This is a genomic window from Mariniflexile sp., assembly GCF_052728615.1.
Genome location: NZ_JBFVFE010000053.1, coordinates 1 through 20,052, shown reverse-complemented (window position 1 = coordinate 20,052; position 20,052 = coordinate 1). Strand labels below are relative to the sequence as shown.

Here is a 20,052-nt window from a genome sequence, read left to right as displayed (position 1 = left end):
TTATGAATTGATTTGGGAGAAAACGTAAAATAATTCGGTAGCAATTTGCAGACTTCTTTCATTGTATTTTTTAGCCTGTTGCGCTGTGCTGTCAAATGCTTTTGGGTCTTCAAAAGTTATGGGGATACGTTTTTCTGCTCCTGGAACAAAAGGACAGGCTTCATTTGCTGAATCGCAGGTCATTATCGCTGCAAATCCTGATTTTGGATTAAAGTCATCATCCAGTTTTTTTGAAAATCCGATAATAGGATGTTCGTTGTCAGCATATTTAATACTGTAAATTGGGTTGTTGCCTCCTGAAATCGTTTTTACTTTAAAGCCTGAATTTTGTAAAGTTTCTGCAACCATAGGAAAAAGTGCGGTGGTTTCTGTGCCTCCTGAATAACAAAACACATTTTGAATATTGAAATAATAAGCCATTGTTTGTGCCCAAACTTGTGATAAATGACTTCTTCGTGAATTGTGGGTGCAGATAAAGTTTATGCGTATTTCGTGATGGTCGTTAATTTTTTTTTGAATAAAATCAATTAAAGGTTGCAAGGTGTCTTTTCGTTCGTTCGAAATTGTGTCAACGTTCAATACTTTGATAGTGTTTTCTATTTTGTTGAATAACATAGTTTTTGTTTAAATCAAGTTTATTTATTTGGAATGTAAATTTGCGCTTAAAAACATCAACAACAATCTCCTTTTGGAAGGTCTTGATCTAAAAACCTGACCATCACATCTTTCATTTTCGTCCAATTTTCTTTATGTATGCAGTAGCAAACACTCGTTCCTTCTACATTTCCCTTTATTAAACCTAAATGTTTCAATTCTTTTAGATGTTGTGAAATGGTTGGTTGAGCCAATCCTATTTCGTTGACCAAATCTCCGCAAACACAAGAGTCAATCTTAAACAAGTGCTGTAAAATAGAAACTCTTGCAGGATGCCCAAAAACTTTTGCAAAAAGGGCAATTTCATTTTGTTGGTCTGTAAACATTTCGGTTTTGGTCAATCCCATTTTGTTCTTTATTTATTTATTTATTGCAATATTACGATTAATATTCAGAATATTTATAAATAAACTTTAGTACATGACAAAAGTTTATTTTGAAAAACAAATTACTCGCAATTTTCAGGATAACAAAGACCTCACAGGTTTTTAAAACCTGTGAGGTCTGCAAAACCGATATTCTTTAAGAGGCTAAATATAATCAATCTATTGATTAGTACTGCTTTTAATTATGTCCCCTTTTGATTTAATGGCTTCCTTTATTGCATTGCTGTTTGTTTTAGTCGTATCAAATTCTATTATTGAAGATCCTTCGCTATGTGATGTATTAACTTGAACTACGCCATCAATTTTAGTAACTGAATGGTTGATGGATTCTTCACAACTTCCACATACCATCCCTTTAATATTGAATTTTATTGTTTGTGTATTTGATTTATCAACTGAAACCATTTCATTATTGGCTGTTTTGTGAAACAGTTGTGGATAATAAGAAACAAATGTCATCACAACCACAAACACGGCCACCAACCACACATAGAATTTCGATTTAAAAAACGATGGTTTATCGGTTTCACAGTTGCCACAATCGTCCGCTTTCTTCTTTTTATAAACCTGATAAAAAGCAAAACCCAATGATAAAAATGCAACGGCCAACAGATAAGGTTTCAAGGAATTGAGCCAAGAAAAATAGACAGAACTTCCACTGATTCCTGCAACTCCCGTCAGCAATAATGGGCCCCAGCAACAAAGTTTTAAGGAAACTGCCGAAAATACAGCAGTTCCCATGGAAGCCCTTTTGTTCAATTTAATGATTGCCATACCTAACAGCTTCCTATTCCTGCATGTACCAAAGCATCTTTCGTGATTTCCACATTTTTGCAACAATCCAAAAGTTTTCCGTTAACAGCAATGGCAGGAAGCCTATTTACCCCGTATTCATTCATCTTGGAAACACAGATTTTACTTTCGCATTGTTCCGATAGATTATGAAGTGTGATTTCGCAGTCATTTCCTGCTGTCTCTTTTACTAATTGTACTACTGGTTCACAAACTGGGCAACCAGCTGTAAAGATTTCGATTTGTCGTTTCATCTTGTTTGAGATTTAAATTATTAATGGAACAAAGATGATGACAAGAGGTAGGGGGTGACCAAACTTTTATTAATCTTTTTTTTCGTTGTAGTCTTTTAACCTATTTGCTATGGTTTGGATTTCTTTTAGTTTATCGGTTAAGTCGGTTAGCGCAATATTAGGGAATTCGTTTTTTAAGTATTCAATTTTGTCTTCGTTTCCGCAGTTTCCGGGGCAAGAATCCACAGCTTTTACAATTCCAATGGCCAATGCTTTCCGATAGACTTCATCCAACAGTAAGTAATGTGCTTTTTGGATGCCTTTATTAATGGATTTGAACTGGATGTTTATTTGTTCCGGGTCTTTGCCTTCATCAAGCATTTTAACAATGCCATTGATTTGACCACTTAAAGTTTTAAGTCTGGTTTTAATATCTAAAATTAAATCGGCGGGTAATTTGTGTGATTCCTTTTTCATATCAAAAATTTTAACTCGCGCAACAGCTCAATTTGGAAACATCCTTTCCAAAGGCAATGGCTGCTAATTTGATGCCTTCGCTCAAAGTTAAATACGGATAAAAACTTTCGGCCAGATCTTTTACGGTTATACCAAACTTAATGGCCGTGCTCAATTGTTGAATGAGTTCGCCGCCTTCCGGTGCTATTACCCTTGCTCCTATTAATTTATCCGTTTCGGTATTTCTAATCAACTTTATAAATCCCCTTGTATCTTGTGCTGCCAATGCCCTTGGAACATGGATCAAGTCCAATTTTGATACTTCAAAAGGAATCCCTTTTGCTTCTGCTTCAATTTCGTCCATACCTGCTCCTGCAATTTGTGGGTCCGTAAACACTACCCAGGGCAATGAGGAATAATCCACACTGTTTTTCGACATTGAAAATGCGTTATTGACCGCTATGCTTCCTTCTTTTGCAGCGGTATAAACAAAGGCAGGAGTATTGGCGACATCACCTGCTGCATAAATATTGGGAATATTGGTTTCCATTTTTTCATTGACTAGAATATGGCCCCTTTTGGTTAACTTAATATCAATGTTCTCAAGCCCTAGTCTTGAAGTGTTGGGCTTGATGCCCGTAGCCACCAAGATCTTGCCTTTTTCAATGAGCTGTGTTGTAGAACCATCGGGACAGTTACAATGGATAATAGTGCTATCGCCATCTTTCTCAAATTTAAAGGCCCTGAAGTTCGGTAAAAATTCAATGCCCTCACTTTTCATTTGAGCTTCCAAGACATCGGTAATGTCCTTGGTTTGGTTGCGCAATGGCCTATTGGTAAATTCAATGATACGCACTTTTACACCTAAACGATTGTAAGCCATTGCTATTTCCAGGCCAATATAGCCGGCTCCCATAATGGTCAGGCTTTCCGGTTTTTCTTCTAAATCGAATAAGGATACATTGGTGAAAAAACCAACATCTTCCAATCCTTCAATGTTTGGGATATTTGTGGTTGCTCCCGTGGCAATCAGGATATTGGTGGCTGTGTAAGTGTCTTTTTCGTCTACAAGAATAGTATTGGCACCAACAAACTTTGCCCATCCATTCAATAGGGTCAGGTTTTTAAAATCACTGACCACATCCATATATTTTTGTTGTTGCAGTGCAGCGACCAATGTTTTCTTGTCCTTGATGACCTGTGCGAAATCAATAGCGGCACCTTTAGGTTTGATGCCTTTAAAATTGGAATGTGTAGCGTGATACACTGTTTCGGCGGCCCGAATTAAATTTTTGGAAGGCACACAGCCCACATTGACGCAAGTACCCCCAAAATCCAATCCAGCATTTACCATGAGTGTTGTAAGACCTAATCCTTCAGCTTCTATGGCTGCTGAAAATGCTGCAGAACCACCACCAACGATAATCAAATCGTAATCGCTTTTATCGTTAATAATAGTGCTTTCAGAATTTGAAACAACAGTGGTTTCCTTTTCAGCTTCATTGATGACCGAATAATTACCAATTTTATTTACTGCATCGATTAATTTTTCCTTATCCATTTTGTTGGTATCGATAGAAAATTCCCCAATCCCGGTTTCGTGATTTACGGCACTGCCTAAAACGCCCTCTTTTGCATTTATTTCTTTTTCGATACGTGACGAACAGCCACTACAGGTCATGCCATCTATATTTAGATGTATTGTTTTATTGCCCATCCTTTACTTTATTTATCACTTTATACCCAGTAGAGTTAATGGCTTTTACTATGTCTTCTTTTGACGTTTTTGATTTATCAAAAGTGACTGTGGCATTTTCATTCTCATAGCTTGCCGTAACAGAAATAATCCCGGAAAGCTTGTTCACTTCGTTTTCAACATGTGCCGCACAACCGTTACAGGTCATGCCTTCAATATCAAAGTTTAGGGTTTCCACATTGGCTTCACTGACCACGGCCACTTCCTTGTTATTGTTATTGGGATAAAAGATGTGTGCATAATATGGAAAGCTGATTGAAACCGCTGCAAACAATGTGATGCCTATTAAGAACCCCTTGGTTTGAAACCATTTTGGTTTTGCATCTACTTCGCAACCACAGTCATCAGCATTTTTTTGTTTTAAATAACTATACCAGGCAAAACCAATGGCCAATACTGCCAATCCTATAAGATAGGGCCTAAAGGGTTCCATCCAGGATAAAGCCGAAGCGCCACCACCTACCCCTGCAATTAATGCAATAACCGGTGGAATACAGCAGGATGATGCGGCAACAGCAGCAAACAAACCTGTATAGGCTGCATTCTTTGATGTTTTTTCTGTATTCATTATTATAAAATTTATGCGGTTTTTCTTTTTGGTTTTATAGACTTAAAGATGCTGTTTAAAATATCTGTTTTGTCCTCGTTTAAAGAATAGTACAGTGTTTGTCCTTCACGTCTTGACGCAATGATTCCTGCGTCTTTCATTTTACGTATGTGTTGGGAAATTGCTGGGACGCTCATTTTTAAAATATCTGCTAAATCACAAGGGCAGAGTTCATTTTCCATATTTAATAAGAACAGGATTTTTAAGCGTACCTCATTCCCGGCAATGGATAAAAGTTTAGATGTTTTTTCAAAACTAATGTCCATACTATTTAATGTGGACATACAATTTAATAGTTGCTTGTGGTTGGCTTCCGCCCGTGTACAGGTTATTTCTAATTTCATAGGATGTGTTTTATAGGTGCAAATATATAATTAATTACGTATTTAAGCAGATACTTAAATATTTTAACGAAAAATTATAATTCTTCTATATTTTATAAAGAATGGATAAAAATCATTACACACACATTATGCTTCCCTCCTACCACCGTCGCATAAAAAGTGTTCCATTAAGATTGTAGCAGATACTTTTGGGATTAAATTTTTCAAAAAACTGAAGTATTTTCTTCTTCCATTATTTGTATTTTAAAAATTAGTACTCGATTGATTTAAAATAATGTCTTGAAATAAAAGTAATCTGGTTTGCGAGATTCAAGAACACTTAAACAATAAATATGGCGTGAGCTAAACAAAAATTCAAGGCTGCATATAATTTTGGAAACAATTAACGGCTCATTCGCTATATTAACTAAACACGATTGGAAACTATCATTTAGTTTAGTGTTGTTTACAGATACAATCACATTGGATAATTGCATTTGTATAGCCTAAATATGTACTTCCACTCGTCTACCTGTCTGCCGTAGCTGGCAAAGGCAGATTCTTTTTGCCAAAATTTTATGAGGCTGTTTCAACTTTCTACTTCAATTAAAATCATTGTTGTCCTGTTAAAATATTTGTAGTGCATCAATATGTGCATTTTTAGGCGTTTTTAATTATTATCAGACTTTTGGGCTAGCTTTTTAAATTTATACAAAAAAATAGAGTTATCAAAAATTCTAAAAAAATCAAATTGCCTCCACGGGACAACAATGAATTAAAATGTATCAAATGTTAAAATTATCACAATTATTTAGTTCTCTAATAACAGAACCAATAAAACCAACTATCTTTGTACCAGATATGGAAAACAAGATCACAGAAAAGCAAAGAGAACTCGTAGAGAAGTTTGGTGTCATCGAAGAACAGATGGGAATTGCACCAGCACCTGCACGAGTGAATGCCCTTTTAACGATTGCCGACACGCCAGAACTGACTTTTGACGAAATCCGTGAGACTTTACAATTAAGCAAAAGTGCCACGAGCAACGCCATTAATAACTTGTTGACGTTAGAAAGGATTGGTTACAAAACAAAACCTGGAGATAGAAAAAGGTATTTTTACTCTAAACTGAATCAATGGAAAGCGTCGTTTAGAAAAAATATTTCAGGATTGGATTCCTACACCAATATGATTAGAGAGATTCGGGAAAATCGCACAAACGATACAGTGGAATTTAATGAACAATTGGAGGAGCTGGCAAATTTCATGGATTATTTTATGACGGAGAGCATTGCCATCATTGACCGTTGGGAACAACGATAATCTATTTTTTTTCTCTAATTGGTTCTTTTAATACAGAACAAACTATATATAACATAACAAAAAAAATGAAAACAATAGTAACCATTATTATCTCTTTAACTACTTATGTCTTAAGTGCGCAAACCTTCAATTTGACGGTTGAGCAAGCTGTAGCGTATGCCATTGAGAATAATACCACTTTAAATAAATCCATTATAGACCAAAAAATCATCGCTGCACAAATAGCCGAAGTCAAAGGCGGGGCTTTTCCACAAATTTCTGCTACCGGTGGTTTTACCGATAATTTTTCGCTTGCCGAACAACAATTGCCTGCCGAATTAGTGGGTGGCGAACCAGGAACTACAATCGGAGTCGCTTTTGGGAACCGGTATTCCTTTACAGGCAGCGCAAGAGTGGAACAACAATTATTTAATTTTCAGTTGTTCAATTCCATAAAGGCTGCCAATGCGCTAAAAGAAATACAGGCATTGACCACCCTTCAAACCACTGAAGACTTAATTATTAACGTGGTTCAGGTGTACATTCAAATTCAGGTTACTGAAAAGCAAGTGGAACTGTTGGAAGAAAATTTTGACCGAACCAGCAGTTTGATTGACTTATCCGATTTTAAATATAAGGAAGGCCTCATTAAAAAACTGGACCTTAATCAATTAAAAGTGAACCGAAGTAATCTTCGCGCCCAAATTGAAGATGCACAATACCAAATGGATGAACAGAAACGTCTTTTGAAATTGTATCTCTACATTCCCATGGACGCCAAAGTGAATCTTACCGAAAAGTTAGAGGATAATGAGGCCTTTCCATTACAAAACGAATTGAACATCAATTCAAATATCCAATACCAACAACTGGAAAAACAAGTGGATTTATCAATCATCGACCAAAAAGTGGAACGCGCCAATTATCTACCAAAAATCAGTGCATTCTTCAATTATAATTATCGAGGGGATACCAACGAATTTACTTTTAATGCACCTGCTTATGTAGAACAATGGAACGGTACCTACGGGCTTTCCGCTTCATGGAGCATTTTTGATGGTGGTTCCAGACGAAAACGAATCCAACAAAAACAATTGGAAACCCTTAAACTTGAAGAAGACCAAAAGATGCTTAAAACTACCATAGAAAAGGATTATCAAGATGCACTTCAACAAATGCTATTGAGCCAAAGCCAAATCACAAGTCAAAACGAAAATATGTTTTTGGCACAAGAAAACTACGATGGCATCAACACATCCTACAATGAAGGTGTCGCAGCATTGACCGAACTATTGGATTCAGAATTTGCATTGCGCCAAGCCCAATCCAATTATCTCAATGCCTTGTTGCAATCTAAAGTTGCCGAACTGAGAATCCTTAAAACAAGCGGACAATTGGCACAACTTATTACATCTAACTAATCATCACTATAAAATTATCAAAATGAAAACTAAAAATATCATCGCAATTGTAGCTATCATCATTGTTGTGGCCATTGCTTACACCTTGTACAGCAACAAAAAGGAAATGACAGCGAAAGCCGAAATGGTTGAAGAAGCCTACGCCATTCCTGTTCAGACCGCCACAATTGGTTCTAAAAAAATAAACGAAGGTCTAATGGCCACCGGCGAATTTAAAGGATGGGAAGAAGTAACCTTGGTTGCAGAATCCCAAGGAAGTATTCAATATTTACGTGTTGAGGAAGGTCAGCAAATCAAAAAAGGCCAAGTTATTGCCAAGGTTGATGCTGTGTCCTTGAACTCTCAATTGAACAGTGCACAATCTGCATTTGCTAAAGCCGAAAAAGACGTAGCTCGTTATGAGCGTCTGGAAAAAGTAGGCGCCGTAAGCCAAAGTGCTTTGGAAGATGCGCGCATTCAACAAGAAAACGCTCGTGCCAATATTGCCCAAATCAACCAGCAGTTAAGTTTTACGGTGGTAAAATCGCCCATTGATGGCGTGGTCAATAATTTGATGGTTGAAGAAACCAGTTTTGTGATGCCCGGAAACGAGATTGCTGAAATTGTACAGGTTGACAGACTTAAAATTATCGTCAATATAGCCGAGGACAATCTTTCCAAAATCAAGGAAGGTCAAGAAGTTTCTATTAAAACCGATGTCTATCCATTGAAAACCTTTCAAGGAAAAGTGAGCAACATCAGCGTCAAAGCGGATGCATCCAGAAAATTTAAAGTGACCATAGAAGTTGAAAACACAAAAGACCACCAATTAAGGGCCGGACTTTTTGCCGAGGTTCATTTTAATGGTCTTGAAGCCAATGAAATTGAAGCAACCGTCATTCCGCGTGAAGCCATTGTAGGTAGTATTCAAAGCCCATCGGTGTATGTGATTGAAAACGATAAAGCAATCCTGAAAAAAATTGAAACAGGCGCTGTCATCGATGGCGATGTGGTCATCCTTTCCGGACTTACCAAAGGCGAAAAAGTAGTGACCAAAGGCATCATCAATTTGACCAATAACACATTAGTAAAAATCACCAACCAATAAGCGCATGACCATTACAGAACTATCCGTAAAAAGACCTACGCTTGCCGTTGTGGTCTTCACAATAATCGCTCTTTTAGGCATCATCAGTTATTCGGGTTTAGGCTATGAATTGTTGCCTAAAATTACGTCTCCCATGTTGTCCATCAGCACAACCTATCCCGGTGCGTCGCCTTCAGAGGTTGAAAACTCTGTGACGACCAATATTGAAGATGCCGTAAGTGCCTTGGAAGGTGTAAAGAGCATCACGTCCATTTCACAGGAAGGTATTTCCATTGTGAGTGTTGAGCTGACCTACAATGCAGATGTTGACAAGGCATTACAAGACGCTCAACGTAAAGTGAACAATATTTTAGGGCAATTGCCAGACCAAGTGGACCAACCTAGTGTTGATAAATTTTCGTTTGATGATATGCCTATTATGCGATTGGGCGTTTCTTCCAAAATGGATGCCAATGCTTTTAACGATTTGGTTGACAACGATATTAAAGAAACCTTATCACGAATTGAAGGTGTTGCACGAGTACAAGTGATTGGTGGCAATGAACGTGAAATTCGAATCAATGTCGATAGAGATAAATTAAAGGCGTATGGATTGAGCATTCTTCAAGTAACGCAAGCCATTGCTGCTGCCAATCTCGATTTTCCAACGGGAAATATCAAAGATAACGACCAACAAGTGACGGTTCGACTTTCTGGAAAATTTGAATCTATTGAAGACATTAAAGGATTGAGCATCAAAACGGGCCAAAATAGCGGCAATGTCAAAATTGAGGACATCGCTGAAGTCTATGACACCACCAAAGATGTGACGACTATCTCACGTATTGATGGCATCAGTTCCATCGGTTTGACCATTTCCAAACAATCAGATGGAAATACGGTTCAGGTTGCCGAGGATATCATTGCGGAAATCAAAAAAATTGAAGCAAAATATACTTCCGAAGATTTAAAAATTGCGGTCGCACAAGACAGTTCCGTATTTACATTGGAAGCTGCCGATGCCGTAATTTTTGACCTGACGCTTGCCGTTGGTTTGGTAGCCATCATCATGTTATTTTTCTTAAAAAGCTGGAAAGATTCCATCATCGTGATGGTGTCCATCCCAGTATCTATTGTGGCAACATTTATTGCCATGAGCCAATTGGGTTATACCTTGAATTTGATGACACTTTTAGGATTATCGTTAGTGGTAGGAATTTTGGTCGATGACAGTATCGTGGTACTCGAAAGTATCCATGCCGAAATGGAAAAGGGCAAAAGCAGAATGGAAGCTGCTATGGCGAGTTGGAGAAAAATTGGACTTTCAGTCATGTCGATTACATTAGTATTGATTGCGGTATTCCTTCCAATTACATTCGTAACAGGTTTGATTGCCGATTTATTGAAACAATTTGCAGTAGTAGTTGCTTTTGCAACAGCCATTTCGCTTATCGTTTCGTTCACATTAACACCCTTATTAGCGTCTCGTTTTTCTGAAGTGATTACCCTAAATAAAAGCAAACTATGGCACAAACCATTAATTGCTTTTGAAAACTTTTTGGAAGGTGTCAACAAATTTTATAGAGATATTCTAAAATGGACGCTTTCGCGGAAACGTGTCACGGCTTTCGCTTTGTTGGCTTTGGTTATTGGGTCTTTATCATTAATGGTTTTTGGCTTTATAGGCAGCGAATTTGTAAAGAGTGGCGATAACGGCGAATTTTTAGTTGAACTTGAACTTCCCAAAGAATCCACGATTGAAGAAACGAATCTTGCCGCTTTAAAGGTGGAAGAAATCCTTTTGAAAGATGCCCTTGTAAGTTCGGTATTCACAACGGTTGGAACAGGAACCGGTGGCAGTGGAAATTCATCAAACTTGGCACAGATCAATGCAAAAATGATCAGTCCCGACAAACGGACCATCACTTCGGAGCAATTCGCAAGAGACACTAAAACAAAATTGACCAAAGCCATTTCGGGAGTCAAATTCAAAACAGCCGCTGTGGGAATGGTTGGCGGAAGTACGGCAGGCCCTATACAAGTCATCTTAACGGGAAATAATATTGACGAACTATTAAAGGTTGCCGATGATGTTAAAGCCACCGTTGAATCGGTTGCAGGTACACGTGATGTGGAACTTTCCGTCAGTGGTGGAAATCCAGAAGTTGCTATTACAGTTGATAGAGATAAAATGGCAATTTTGAATTTAACAATGAGCGATGTAGGTAATACAATGCAAAATGCGTTTGCAGGAAACACGCAATACAAATTCCGTGATGGCGAAAATGAATATGATATCAATGTTAAATTAGACCAGTTTGACCGTCGTAATATTAACGATATCAAGAAAATTACATTTCTAAATACCACAGGCCAGTTGATAGAGTTGCAGCAATTTGCCGCGGTTGACCAATCAACAGGGCCAACACGATTGGAGCGCGATAACAAACGTTCTTCCTTAAGTGTAGGGGCTCAAGTTGCAGGTTTGCCTGTGGGCGATGTCTCCACCAATGTTCAAACAGCTATCGAACAAATGACGTTTCCCAATGGTGTTGAGTTTGAAATGGGTGGCGATTTAGAAAGCCAAACAGAAGCTTTTGCAAGTTTAGGATTGGCCTTATTGATGTCTATTATATTGGTGTACCTCATTATGGTCGCACTTTACGAATCGTATGCCTATCCATTGGTTGTGATGTTTTCTGTACCAACCGCATTAATTGGTGCGTTTTTAATTTTGGCATTGTTCCAGGAAAGTTTAGGTGTATTTACCTTTTTAGGATTGATTATGCTGGTAGGATTGGTTATCAAAAATGCGATTTTGATTGTGGATGCTGCCAACCAGTTCAAAGCTGAAGGCGACAGTACATTACTCGCTATTGAAAAAGCTGGATTGACACGACTGCGTCCCATATTAATGACCACTTTAGCGATGGTAATTGCTATGATTCCAATTGCCTTTGCAACTGGAGCTGGTGCCGAATGGAAAAATGGTTTAGCCTTGGTATTGATTGGAGGATTGACAAGTTCGTTAATCTTCACGGTTATTATTGTACCAGTGATATATGTAGTAATAGACATCTGGAAAGGCGACATCAAAAAGAAAGTAGCAAAAGAAGAAGCAAAAAATATAGGTTCAGCCAAAATTTCAATGACACATTAATCGAAGTACATGACAAAAATTTGGAATAGAAATATAAACAGCATATTACGGCTTGTTCGTTAGGTAGACCTCACGGGTTTTGAATCTGTGAGGTCTTGATTATCCTGAAAATTGTGAGTGTTTTATTTCTCAAAATTAATTTTTGTCATGTACTAATCACATTAATATATAATTTCCGACCTACGGGCAATTTGACTAACTCGAGATTAATAGTAAGCCTTTAGGTCTGGGAATTTACACTAAACAAAATAATATGTTCTATTATAAATCCAACAGAAAAACAGCTCTGCTTGAAGTGAGAGTTCAACAAATTTTCAATGATGCAGACTTTGAGCGTATGCTCATTTTTATTGAAGCCTTAATTGAAGATTCCAATAGTGATGTTGTTTTTAAGGTCCTTCCGGAATTGGAAGAACAGGTTAAAAACGTCGTCAATAAACATTATCAAACCTTTTCAAACTTTAACATTACAGTAAACGTAGCCTAATGATAGATTTTTTAAACGCAAACAAACAGACAATCCTCTACGCAGCAATCGTTGCTGTAGTGGTTTTTCTACTTATCTTTTTATCCAATCTGTTATGCAGATGGTTGATCAAAAAGGTAAAAACAAAATTTCCAAATGAAGAACCTTCAACCATCATTCTCATCCGCAGGATTTTAAGGGTTTTATGGATAGTTTTAGGTTTTACAGCCATTAGTTTTATTTTCATTGACAAAGAATCTTATAAAGTAGCCACGGAAAACTTTTACCTCATTCTCTATTTAGGTATCGTAGCCATTGTAACCATTGTAGCGGCATCATCAGCCAATGTATATTTTTCTCGTTCAATAGATAAAAAAAGAAAGGCAAACACAGATTTTACAAGTGACAAATTTCTACACTATTTAGTGGTTTTTGGCATTTATTTTATTGGTGGTTTATTGGCTATTTTGGCATTTCCATCCATGCAAGGTATTGCGCAAACTGCTTTAGGCGGCGCAGGAATTCTGGCGGTTATTGCTGGTGTTGCATCACAAGAAGCCCTCGCTAATTTAGTTGGTGGTGTTTTTATAATTGCCTTCAAACCTTTCAAAATAGGTGATATCATCAAACTCGATGAAACCATGGTTGGCACTGTTACAGATATCACACTTCGCCATACCATTATAAGGAATTATGAGAACAAAATGATTGTCATTCCAAATGCGGTCATCAATAAAGAAAAATTAATCAATTACGATTTGGGCGAACGTATGTGCTGCCAATGGATTGAGATTGGTATTTCCTATGATAGTGATATTGACCTCGCCAAACACATCATGCGAGAAGAATGTGAAGACCACCCGTACATACTAGACCATCGTAGTGAACTGGATAAGTATAATAATGTAAAGAAAGTTATTGTTCGAGTAATCGGTTTAAATGATTCGGCTGTAACGTTAAGAGCTTGGGCTTGGGCAAGCAATTTTGGAGAAGCTTTTGAGATGAAATGTGATTTATATGAGAGCATCAAAAAACGATTCGATACAGAAGGTATTTCCATTCCATTTCCACACAGAACCATGGTTTTTAAAGAAAGTCAATTGGCACAACTAAAAAACGACATACAACTTAACCAATAATTTCTAAAAAATGGTAAAACTAGCACTATTAATAATCTTATTTATTTTCTCTACATTTGGATTTTCACAACAAACCATAGATACATTACAGAAACAAACAGCAATTATTATCAAAGAAAAATTTCCAAGGGCAAGAATACTCAATTTTGAATATGGGCAGAGTTTGAACAGAAATTTCAGTTCAAAATTATTTGATGAAGCCTTTCAGGAAGGTGATATTAAAACGCAGCGGAACTTTATGGCTTCGGCAAACATTCCCATCTATAAAACTCGTAAATGGAGTTTAACTGCCTCGGCAAATTATCAGTTCAACGAATTTGAATTTGATAATCTTTCAAATACATCCGTTACAACTGTTTTTGAGCAAAATGGTATTGTGGATTTTCACAATTTTTCAACAGCATTGAGTTCAACATATTTTTCAAGCTTGTTTAAAAAACCTGTTATTTATAACGCATCCATTATTGCTGATGGCAACGACGAGGGTTTTGAGCGTATCAAAGGTTTGGTCGGTTTGTCATTTATCATGAAACGAACGGAACGGACCATGATAACTTTAGGAGCCATTATATTTATAGACCCAACGGCACAAATTCCGTTCTTTCCAACTTTTACGTATAATCACAGGTTTAAAAATTCACAATGGGAACTGGATTTCATAATGCCCCAACGGGTTTTATTCCGCAGATTAGTTGGCGAAAACGGACGGTTTTCAGTGGGAAGCACCTTTGGAAGCACAGGTTTTTATGTGAATGTGGACAATCCAGCCTTTGCAGATGTTTTTGAATACAGCCAATTGGAGATAAAATCAGGAATCATTTACGAGCATCGTTTTAGCGATTATCTTATTGGAACTTTTCAAGGTGGACTTCAAAACTTTATTAGCAATCGTTTAACCGAAAAAGGAAAGCCCACGCAAGATTTTATCTATAAAAACAAACAAGATGCCACAGGGTATTTTCAAGCAGGTGTCTCTATAGACCCTTTTGCAAAACGTAAATAGAAAATACTAAACAATAGAATATAATCAAATTAACCAAATGTCAAAATTCTTAACATCAAAAATATATCTGCAATCTTTCCTGTTATTCCTGCTAATAGCGTGGTCGCAATGTATAACGGCACAAGATAAAAAACCTAAAGTGGCTTTGGTTTTAAGTGGCGGCGGCGCAAAAGGTATCGCACATATCCCTGTACTACAAGCACTTGACTCGCTAGGAATTGTGCCCGATTTAATAGTTGGCAACAGTATGGGCAGCATTGTTGGTGGCCTTTATGCCATGGGATATTCAGGCGACAGTATTGCGAACATCGCGAAAAACGCCAATTGGGACAAGCTTATGGGCGGCGGTATTTCATTAAAAGATGTCAGTGTTGAAGAAAAATCGGAATTTAATAGATATTTAATTGAAGTTGATTGGGTAAAAGGCAATATAAAATTAGGCGCTTATTTATTGAACGACCAGAATTTAAGAGAGTTTATATCTTTCTTAACGTATCCCTCCTACAAAGAAAATGATTTTGACAACCTTTCCATACCTTTTCGAGCCATGGCAACCGATATTGTAAACGGTAAAGAGGTCATTCTTAACAGTGGCTCGCTGGCTTATGCCATGCGTGCCAGTATGTCCATTCCAGGTATTTTTTCAGCCGTACCCTATGAAGAAACGCTATTGGTAGATGGCGGTATCCTTAATAATTTTCCTGTTGATGTGGCCAAAGAAATGGGTGCGGAAATAATTATTGGCAGCGACGTTGGTAGTGGTCTAAAAACCAAGGAAAATCTGGAAAATATTACTTCCTTACTTTTTCAGGCGGGTATGCTGAGCAGTAATGTAAAGAACCCTTCAAACAGGAAACTCAGTGATATCTTGATCGACCACACGGCTAATTTGACCTATACCACCGGAGATTTTGCCAAGTCAGCCGAAATATATAAAGAAGGCAAAATAGCGGTTTCCCAAAATATGTATGCCCTGGTCGCTCTGGCTAAAAGATTAAAAAAATTTGGGCAACGAACCCATCAGCTTCCTTATGTAAAAGATGAATTTGTTCTGGATACCGTAGTCTATAAAAATATAAGTAAAACCAACCTTGCCCTTGTGAAAGCACGGACAAACATTCGTGCTAATAAAACCTATAACAGGCAAGATATAGTAGATGGCATCAACAGGGCCATGGGTACCACAATTTTTAGTCAAATAATCTTTAGCTCTTTAATAAATGGCGATAAATTGGGATTGCAGTTAAACGGGTTTGAAAGATCGAAACATCAGGTTAAGGGAGCTCTGCACTTTGACAGCTACCATGGCGTAGGCTTGTTCGTTAATTATACCGGCAGAAATATTATTGGCGGCGCCAGTCGTTCGCTTATTACCCTTGATATTGCCGAACAGCCCAGGTTCAGGCTTCAACATCAGAAAAATTTTGGTGGCGACCGCGATTGGTGGTGGCGAACAGAAGCTTTAGGACAGCAATTAAAACAGAAAGTATTTGTTGGTGGTGAAAATGTTGACAATATGAGGTATCGTTATTTTGAGTTTGACAATCAAATCAACAGAAATTTAAGTTCTTTAAGAAGCTATGTCGGCATCGGCATAAAATACAAGAATACCCATGTAAAACCCACCATAGACCCTAATTTGAACAATAATATATTTGGCCTTAAAAGTTATGATTTTAATACAATTGAATTAAATACCCATTATTTATATAATAGTTTAAACAATCCATTTTATGCTACAAACGGCTCTTTATTACAGGCCGACTTGACCAGATCCATCCACAATAATATTGATATGGCATTTACTGATGAAACGACACCAAAGGTTGATGGATCTATCAATGGCTATACTAAATTGGCTTTGGGCTACGAAAAAAGATTTGTTCTCAATAAGAGAGTAACGGGAATTATTGGTTCTGGTGCTGCCTTTATTTTTGAGGATGATCCGGAAGATAATGATGTCTCTTTTTCGGATTTCGGAATGGGTGCAAAATATTTTTTTGGTGGCAACCAGTTGGACCCACGAAGTGACAGTTATATCTTTCCAGGATTGAACGAGGGCGAGCTAACTGCCAGCCAATTTATGAAACTCAATCTCGCCGTCCAGATCAATTACAAGAAAAACCTCTATCTCACCCCGCATATTGATATGGCCTCGGTGGGCTTCAAAGGTTTTGATGACTATATCAAAAAAGCCTTTAACCCCACGGGTAAATGGGAAGATTCCAATGTGCCAGGTTTTTTGATGTCAACAGGGGCGACGTTGTCCTATAATTCCATTTTAGGCCCTGTTGATTTTGATCTCTCATGGGTCAATGGCACCAATAAAATCAGGTTTTTTATAGGGGTTGGCTTTCCGTTGAACCGTTCCAATTAAATGAATTTTTTGAGACCAACTATCCCAGAGGCAGAGCCATAGGAGTATTTCGTTGGTTTCATTTTGACCTTTTCAAGTCAAAAACCAAAATTCTGTATTTAGATTCCCTTTTTAACAGGAATGACAATTTGAACGGAAACCCCCAGGCAGAGCCTCGAGGAATTCTTTTCGATTAAATGAATTTTTGTATTATTTTTTTCATGGCTTTCATGTGTTATAATAATTGTTTTTTTAATGTTCCCGGCTTCGGTACTGTTCGCTATGAATCATTCTTTTGGTTGACGACGCTCTTTATTGGCTCGTTTCATTTGCTGGAACAATTCTTTATACAAACCGCGAGCGATCAATAATTTCATGATCTCATTGGTTCCGGCATAAATTCTGGCGACTCTATTATCGGCATACATGCGGGCTATTGGATAATCCCACATATACCCATAACCTCCAAATAATTGCAGGCATTCATCAACTACTTTACCGTGCATTTCCGTTGCCGAATATTTCGCCATGGAAGCACTTTCAGCAGTTAGCTGATGTACCGATAATAAGTGTGTGCAACGATCTAAAAAAGCTTGATGCACTTGTAATTGTGTAGCACATTCGGCCAGTTTAAATTGTGTGTTTTGGAATCCGGCAATGGGTTGCTTAAAAGCGGTTCTTGTAGAGGTATATTCAATGGTTTTTTCTATGGCGCCCTCTGCGCCACCAATAGCATTTAGCGCAACTGTTAAACGCTCTCTAGCCAATTCTGCCATCATAATCTTGAAACCTAATCCTTCTTCACCCAATAAATTTTCTTTTGGAACTTTTACATTATCAAAAAACAATTCACAGGTATCTTGGGCTTTCATACCTATCTTTTTGAAAGGGATGCCCTTTTCAAAACCTTCAGAAGCACTTTCCATAATCAATAAAGATACGCCTTCTTTCTCTGTCCCCGTATTGGTTTTTACGGCTACTATGGACATATCACTCATATAACCATTGGTAATAAAGGTTTTTTGTCCATTTACCACATAATGGTCGCCTTTATCGACCGCAGTTGTTTTGATGGCTTTAAGGTCGCTACCACAGTTTGGCTCGGTCATACCAAGGGATGTAATCATTTTTCCGGTAGCCATTAAAGGAAGATATTTTTGCTTTTGAGCTTCTGTACCATACTTTAAGAGATACGGAGCAATAATATCGGAGTGCAATGAAAAACCGGGTCCGCTGATGCCTTCTTTTCCCAATTCTTCAATAAATAAGGCACTATAGCTGAAATCCAATCCACATCCACCATATTGTTCAGGCATATCAATACATAGCAAGCCCAATGCTCCGGCACGCTCCCAGATTCCCCGACTCACCATACCATCTTTTTCCCATTGACCTACATGATCAATAATTTCATTTTTGATAAAATCCTGAATCATTTTTTGCATCATTTTATGTTCTTCTGATGCGTATATCTTGCGTTCTAATAAAACATTTTGTAGCATATTACCTGATCTTTTGATTTATTGTTTCATATAATTAATGAACTCATTTAAAGTTTTTCAATTGGCTAAAAAATTATCCTTTTGCACCCATTTTTTCCCTTTTTTTAGTTACGTAGCGATGCTATGCAACCAAAAAAAGCCTTCAACTGGTCACAAAATGATTAATTTCCGCCTCAATCCAAAAACTTTAAATGAGTTCAATATATAATAATCCTCTTCCAGCTTTTCCCAAGGTAAAAAAAACTAACGAATTTATTTACCTTTTTGATTAGAAAAGACTACGCCTATATGTGAAAATATAAAAAACTTAGCCATGTTATTTATAAATGTGATTACCATATCCCAAGCTAAAAGAAAAACCCTATTGGGAAAATCATTTTTGGGCACGAGGTTCTTTTGTAAGTGCTCTTTTTCAACAGGTTTAATTAAATAATTCAAAATCAATATTCCTAAGAATGAGTCCAGAGGCAGGTGCTATATGCTCGAATTTGATGAAAGCATTTTGCTTTAAACTTTGCTTAATGGTTTCTAAATCCAGCTTTCCTTTTCCTAAATCGATGAGGGTGCCCATCATGAGCCTTATTTGGTTTCGCATAAACCCTTTTCCTTTAACTCTTAATATATAAGACTTTTCAGGAAAATAGTTTGCGGTATACATGGTGTTTTCAACCAATTCGCAAAGTAAAATGTCTCGATTGTAAATCCCATTATCCGTGGGCTTGAAGCAGTAGGACTTAAAATAATGCGGGCCTTCAAAAAGTTTGGCGCCCTGTTTCATTACTCCGATGTCCAAATCATCTAAAATGGTAGTCATAATGGGCGCACAAAAGGGATGGCATTTTTTACCATAAGTGAACAAATAATTATATTCTTTAATTTTTGAATGATTGATGATGTTGAATTTTGAATCGACTTCTTGAATGGATAATGCCCGAATATCCTGTGGTAGATTATGGTTGAATAGTTGTAGAAATGCCGATGTGTCTTCAAGAGGTTCTTCCAAAAACAACTCAAAAGCGGCACATTCTGCCGACACCATAGCGTCGGTCCTGCCAGAACTTAAACTTTTAAAATAGACGCCTTCCAATATAAAATTCAAGGTTCTGTCCACCATTAAATGCAGCGTTTTAACATGCGGTTGCTTTTGCCAACCATGAAAACGATACCCTAAATATTGAATGGTAATTAAATAAAAATACTTGTTCATCGTTAATTTTTATTCTAAAAAGACCTCACAGGTTTGATAATATGTGTTTTAATACTTTTCGCTTTCCCGAATTACCCGGAGCTAAAAATTTTTACCGCAAATTCGCAAATTAATTATAGTTTTTCACTACTAACCGACTAAATATCTTAAGATAAAGGGCTACTTTTCACAGTAAGCCCTTTTTTTTCATACTTTTTGCGTGTTAAAACCAAAAGTTATGAGT

18 protein-coding genes are annotated in these 20,052 nt (G+C 37.3%); 8 read left to right on the top strand and 10 right to left on the bottom strand.

Annotation, left to right across the window (positions count from 1 at the left end; translation table 11 throughout):
* From ACU1LP_RS15690 to ACU1LP_RS15655, 8 genes are all read right to left on the bottom strand, one after another.
* Entirely contained in the window at window positions 1-615 is a 615-nt protein-coding gene (locus ACU1LP_RS15690) for a protein-tyrosine-phosphatase (protein ID WP_445736748.1), read from the bottom strand.
* A 56-nt stretch (window positions 616-671) separates the two neighbouring features.
* The gene (locus ACU1LP_RS15685) at window positions 672-1,001 is read right to left on the bottom strand and encodes an ArsR/SmtB family transcription factor (RefSeq protein ID WP_445732104.1); all 330 of its coding nucleotides are present in this window, start codon (window positions 999-1,001) and stop codon (window positions 672-674) included.
* A 198-nt stretch (window positions 1,002-1,199) separates the two neighbouring features.
* The gene (locus ACU1LP_RS15680; protein WP_445736747.1) at window positions 1,200-1,814 is read right to left on the bottom strand and encodes a mercuric transporter MerT family protein; all 615 of its coding nucleotides are present in this window, start codon (window positions 1,812-1,814) and stop codon (window positions 1,200-1,202) included.
* Window positions 1,815-1,816: 2 nt separating this feature from the next.
* Entirely contained in the window at window positions 1,817-2,086 is a 270-nt protein-coding gene (locus ACU1LP_RS15675) for a thioredoxin family protein (RefSeq protein ID WP_445736746.1), read from the bottom strand.
* Between the two features lie 69 nt (window positions 2,087-2,155).
* On the bottom strand, window positions 2,156-2,542 hold the full coding sequence (locus ACU1LP_RS15670; protein ID WP_445736745.1) for a metal-sensing transcriptional repressor: 387 nt from the start codon (window positions 2,540-2,542) through the stop codon (window positions 2,156-2,158).
* A gap of 10 nt (window positions 2,543-2,552) precedes the next feature.
* A complete protein-coding gene (merA, locus tag ACU1LP_RS15665; protein WP_445736744.1) occupies window positions 2,553-4,238 on the bottom strand; it encodes a mercury(II) reductase in 1,686 nt (561 codons plus the stop codon).
* Window positions 4,228-4,845: a mercuric transport protein MerTP gene (gene merTP / locus ACU1LP_RS15660; protein ID WP_445736743.1), complete on the bottom strand. Its 618-nt coding sequence runs from the start codon at window positions 4,843-4,845 to the stop codon at window positions 4,228-4,230. Before merTP ends, merA begins: the two co-directional genes overlap by 11 nt.
* Before the next feature lie 11 nt (window positions 4,846-4,856).
* Window positions 4,857-5,228, bottom strand: a complete 372-nt coding sequence (locus tag ACU1LP_RS15655) for an ArsR/SmtB family transcription factor (RefSeq protein ID WP_445732113.1) — start codon at window positions 5,226-5,228, stop codon at window positions 4,857-4,859.
* Between the two features lie 768 nt (window positions 5,229-5,996).
* Here ACU1LP_RS15655 and ACU1LP_RS15650 point away from each other — a divergent pair.
* From ACU1LP_RS15650 to ACU1LP_RS15615, 8 genes are all read left to right on the top strand, one after another.
* Window positions 5,997-6,530, top strand: coding sequence for a GbsR/MarR family transcriptional regulator (locus tag ACU1LP_RS15650; RefSeq protein ID WP_445732114.1), 534 nt, complete (start codon window positions 5,997-5,999; stop codon window positions 6,528-6,530).
* A gap of 65 nt (window positions 6,531-6,595) precedes the next feature.
* The gene (locus ACU1LP_RS15645) at window positions 6,596-7,930 is read left to right on the top strand and encodes a TolC family protein (RefSeq protein WP_445736742.1); all 1,335 of its coding nucleotides are present in this window, start codon (window positions 6,596-6,598) and stop codon (window positions 7,928-7,930) included.
* A gap of 22 nt (window positions 7,931-7,952) precedes the next feature.
* Window positions 7,953-9,017 carry an efflux RND transporter periplasmic adaptor subunit gene (locus ACU1LP_RS15640; protein ID WP_445734523.1) on the top strand — a complete coding sequence of 355 codons (1,065 nt, stop codon included), beginning with the start codon at window positions 7,953-7,955 and terminating at the stop codon, window positions 9,015-9,017.
* 4 nt (window positions 9,018-9,021) lie between these two features.
* A complete protein-coding gene (locus tag ACU1LP_RS15635; protein WP_445736741.1) occupies window positions 9,022-12,156 on the top strand; it encodes an efflux RND transporter permease subunit in 3,135 nt (1,044 codons plus the stop codon).
* Window positions 12,157-12,409: 253 nt separating this feature from the next.
* The gene (locus tag ACU1LP_RS15630; protein ID WP_445736740.1) at window positions 12,410-12,643 is read left to right on the top strand and encodes a hypothetical protein; all 234 of its coding nucleotides are present in this window, start codon (window positions 12,410-12,412) and stop codon (window positions 12,641-12,643) included.
* A complete protein-coding gene (locus tag ACU1LP_RS15625) occupies window positions 12,643-13,761 on the top strand; it encodes a mechanosensitive ion channel family protein (protein WP_445736739.1) in 1,119 nt (372 codons plus the stop codon). Before ACU1LP_RS15630 ends, ACU1LP_RS15625 begins: the two co-directional genes overlap by 1 nt.
* Window positions 13,762-13,771: 10 nt before the next feature.
* Window positions 13,772-14,764, top strand: a complete 993-nt coding sequence (locus ACU1LP_RS15620; RefSeq protein WP_445736738.1) for a hypothetical protein — start codon at window positions 13,772-13,774, stop codon at window positions 14,762-14,764.
* A gap of 37 nt (window positions 14,765-14,801) precedes the next feature.
* A complete protein-coding gene (locus tag ACU1LP_RS15615; protein ID WP_445736737.1) occupies window positions 14,802-17,141 on the top strand; it encodes a patatin-like phospholipase family protein in 2,340 nt (779 codons plus the stop codon).
* A gap of 266 nt (window positions 17,142-17,407) precedes the next feature.
* Here the strand turns inward: ACU1LP_RS15615 and ACU1LP_RS15610 are convergent, their stop codons facing one another.
* Window positions 17,408-18,622: an acyl-CoA dehydrogenase family protein gene (locus ACU1LP_RS15610; RefSeq protein WP_445733165.1), complete on the bottom strand. Its 1,215-nt coding sequence runs from the start codon at window positions 18,620-18,622 to the stop codon at window positions 17,408-17,410.
* Between the two features lie 421 nt (window positions 18,623-19,043).
* Window positions 19,044-19,829: a tRNA pseudouridine(38-40) synthase TruA gene (locus tag ACU1LP_RS15605; RefSeq protein WP_445736736.1), complete on the bottom strand. Its 786-nt coding sequence runs from the start codon at window positions 19,827-19,829 to the stop codon at window positions 19,044-19,046.
* Between the last annotated feature and the right edge of the window lie 223 nt (window positions 19,830-20,052).

Coding starts and splice junctions, on each gene's coding strand:
- ACU1LP_RS15640 (WP_445734523.1), top strand. CDS start 7,953: ATGAAAACTAAAAATATCATCGCAATTGTAGCTATCATCATTGTTGTG.
- ACU1LP_RS15680 (WP_445736747.1), bottom strand. CDS start 1,814: ATGGCAATCATTAAATTGAACAAAAGGGCTTCCATGGGAACTGCTGTA.
- merA (WP_445736744.1), bottom strand. CDS start 4,238: ATGGGCAATAAAACAATACATCTAAATATAGATGGCATGACCTGTAGT.
- ACU1LP_RS15610 (WP_445733165.1), bottom strand. CDS start 18,622: ATGCTACAAAATGTTTTATTAGAACGCAAGATATACGCATCAGAAGAA.
- ACU1LP_RS15655 (WP_445732113.1), bottom strand. CDS start 5,228: ATGAAATTAGAAATAACCTGTACACGGGCGGAAGCCAACCACAAGCAA.
- ACU1LP_RS15645 (WP_445736742.1), top strand. CDS start 6,596: ATGAAAACAATAGTAACCATTATTATCTCTTTAACTACTTATGTCTTA.
- ACU1LP_RS15650 (WP_445732114.1), top strand. CDS start 5,997: ATGTTAAAATTATCACAATTATTTAGTTCTCTAATAACAGAACCAATA.
- ACU1LP_RS15670 (WP_445736745.1), bottom strand. CDS start 2,542: ATGAAAAAGGAATCACACAAATTACCCGCCGATTTAATTTTAGATATT.
- ACU1LP_RS15690 (WP_445736748.1), bottom strand. CDS start 615: ATGTTATTCAACAAAATAGAAAACACTATCAAAGTATTGAACGTTGAC.
- ACU1LP_RS15635 (WP_445736741.1), top strand. CDS start 9,022: ATGACCATTACAGAACTATCCGTAAAAAGACCTACGCTTGCCGTTGTG.
- merTP (WP_445736743.1), bottom strand. CDS start 4,845: ATGAATACAGAAAAAACATCAAAGAATGCAGCCTATACAGGTTTGTTT.
- ACU1LP_RS15630 (WP_445736740.1), top strand. CDS start 12,410: ATGTTCTATTATAAATCCAACAGAAAAACAGCTCTGCTTGAAGTGAGA.
- ACU1LP_RS15615 (WP_445736737.1), top strand. CDS start 14,802: ATGTCAAAATTCTTAACATCAAAAATATATCTGCAATCTTTCCTGTTA.
- ACU1LP_RS15625 (WP_445736739.1), top strand. CDS start 12,643: ATGATAGATTTTTTAAACGCAAACAAACAGACAATCCTCTACGCAGCA.
- ACU1LP_RS15685 (WP_445732104.1), bottom strand. CDS start 1,001: ATGGGATTGACCAAAACCGAAATGTTTACAGACCAACAAAATGAAATT.
- ACU1LP_RS15605 (WP_445736736.1), bottom strand. CDS start 19,829: ATGAACAAGTATTTTTATTTAATTACCATTCAATATTTAGGGTATCGT.
- ACU1LP_RS15675 (WP_445736746.1), bottom strand. CDS start 2,086: ATGAAACGACAAATCGAAATCTTTACAGCTGGTTGCCCAGTTTGTGAA.
- ACU1LP_RS15620 (WP_445736738.1), top strand. CDS start 13,772: ATGGTAAAACTAGCACTATTAATAATCTTATTTATTTTCTCTACATTT.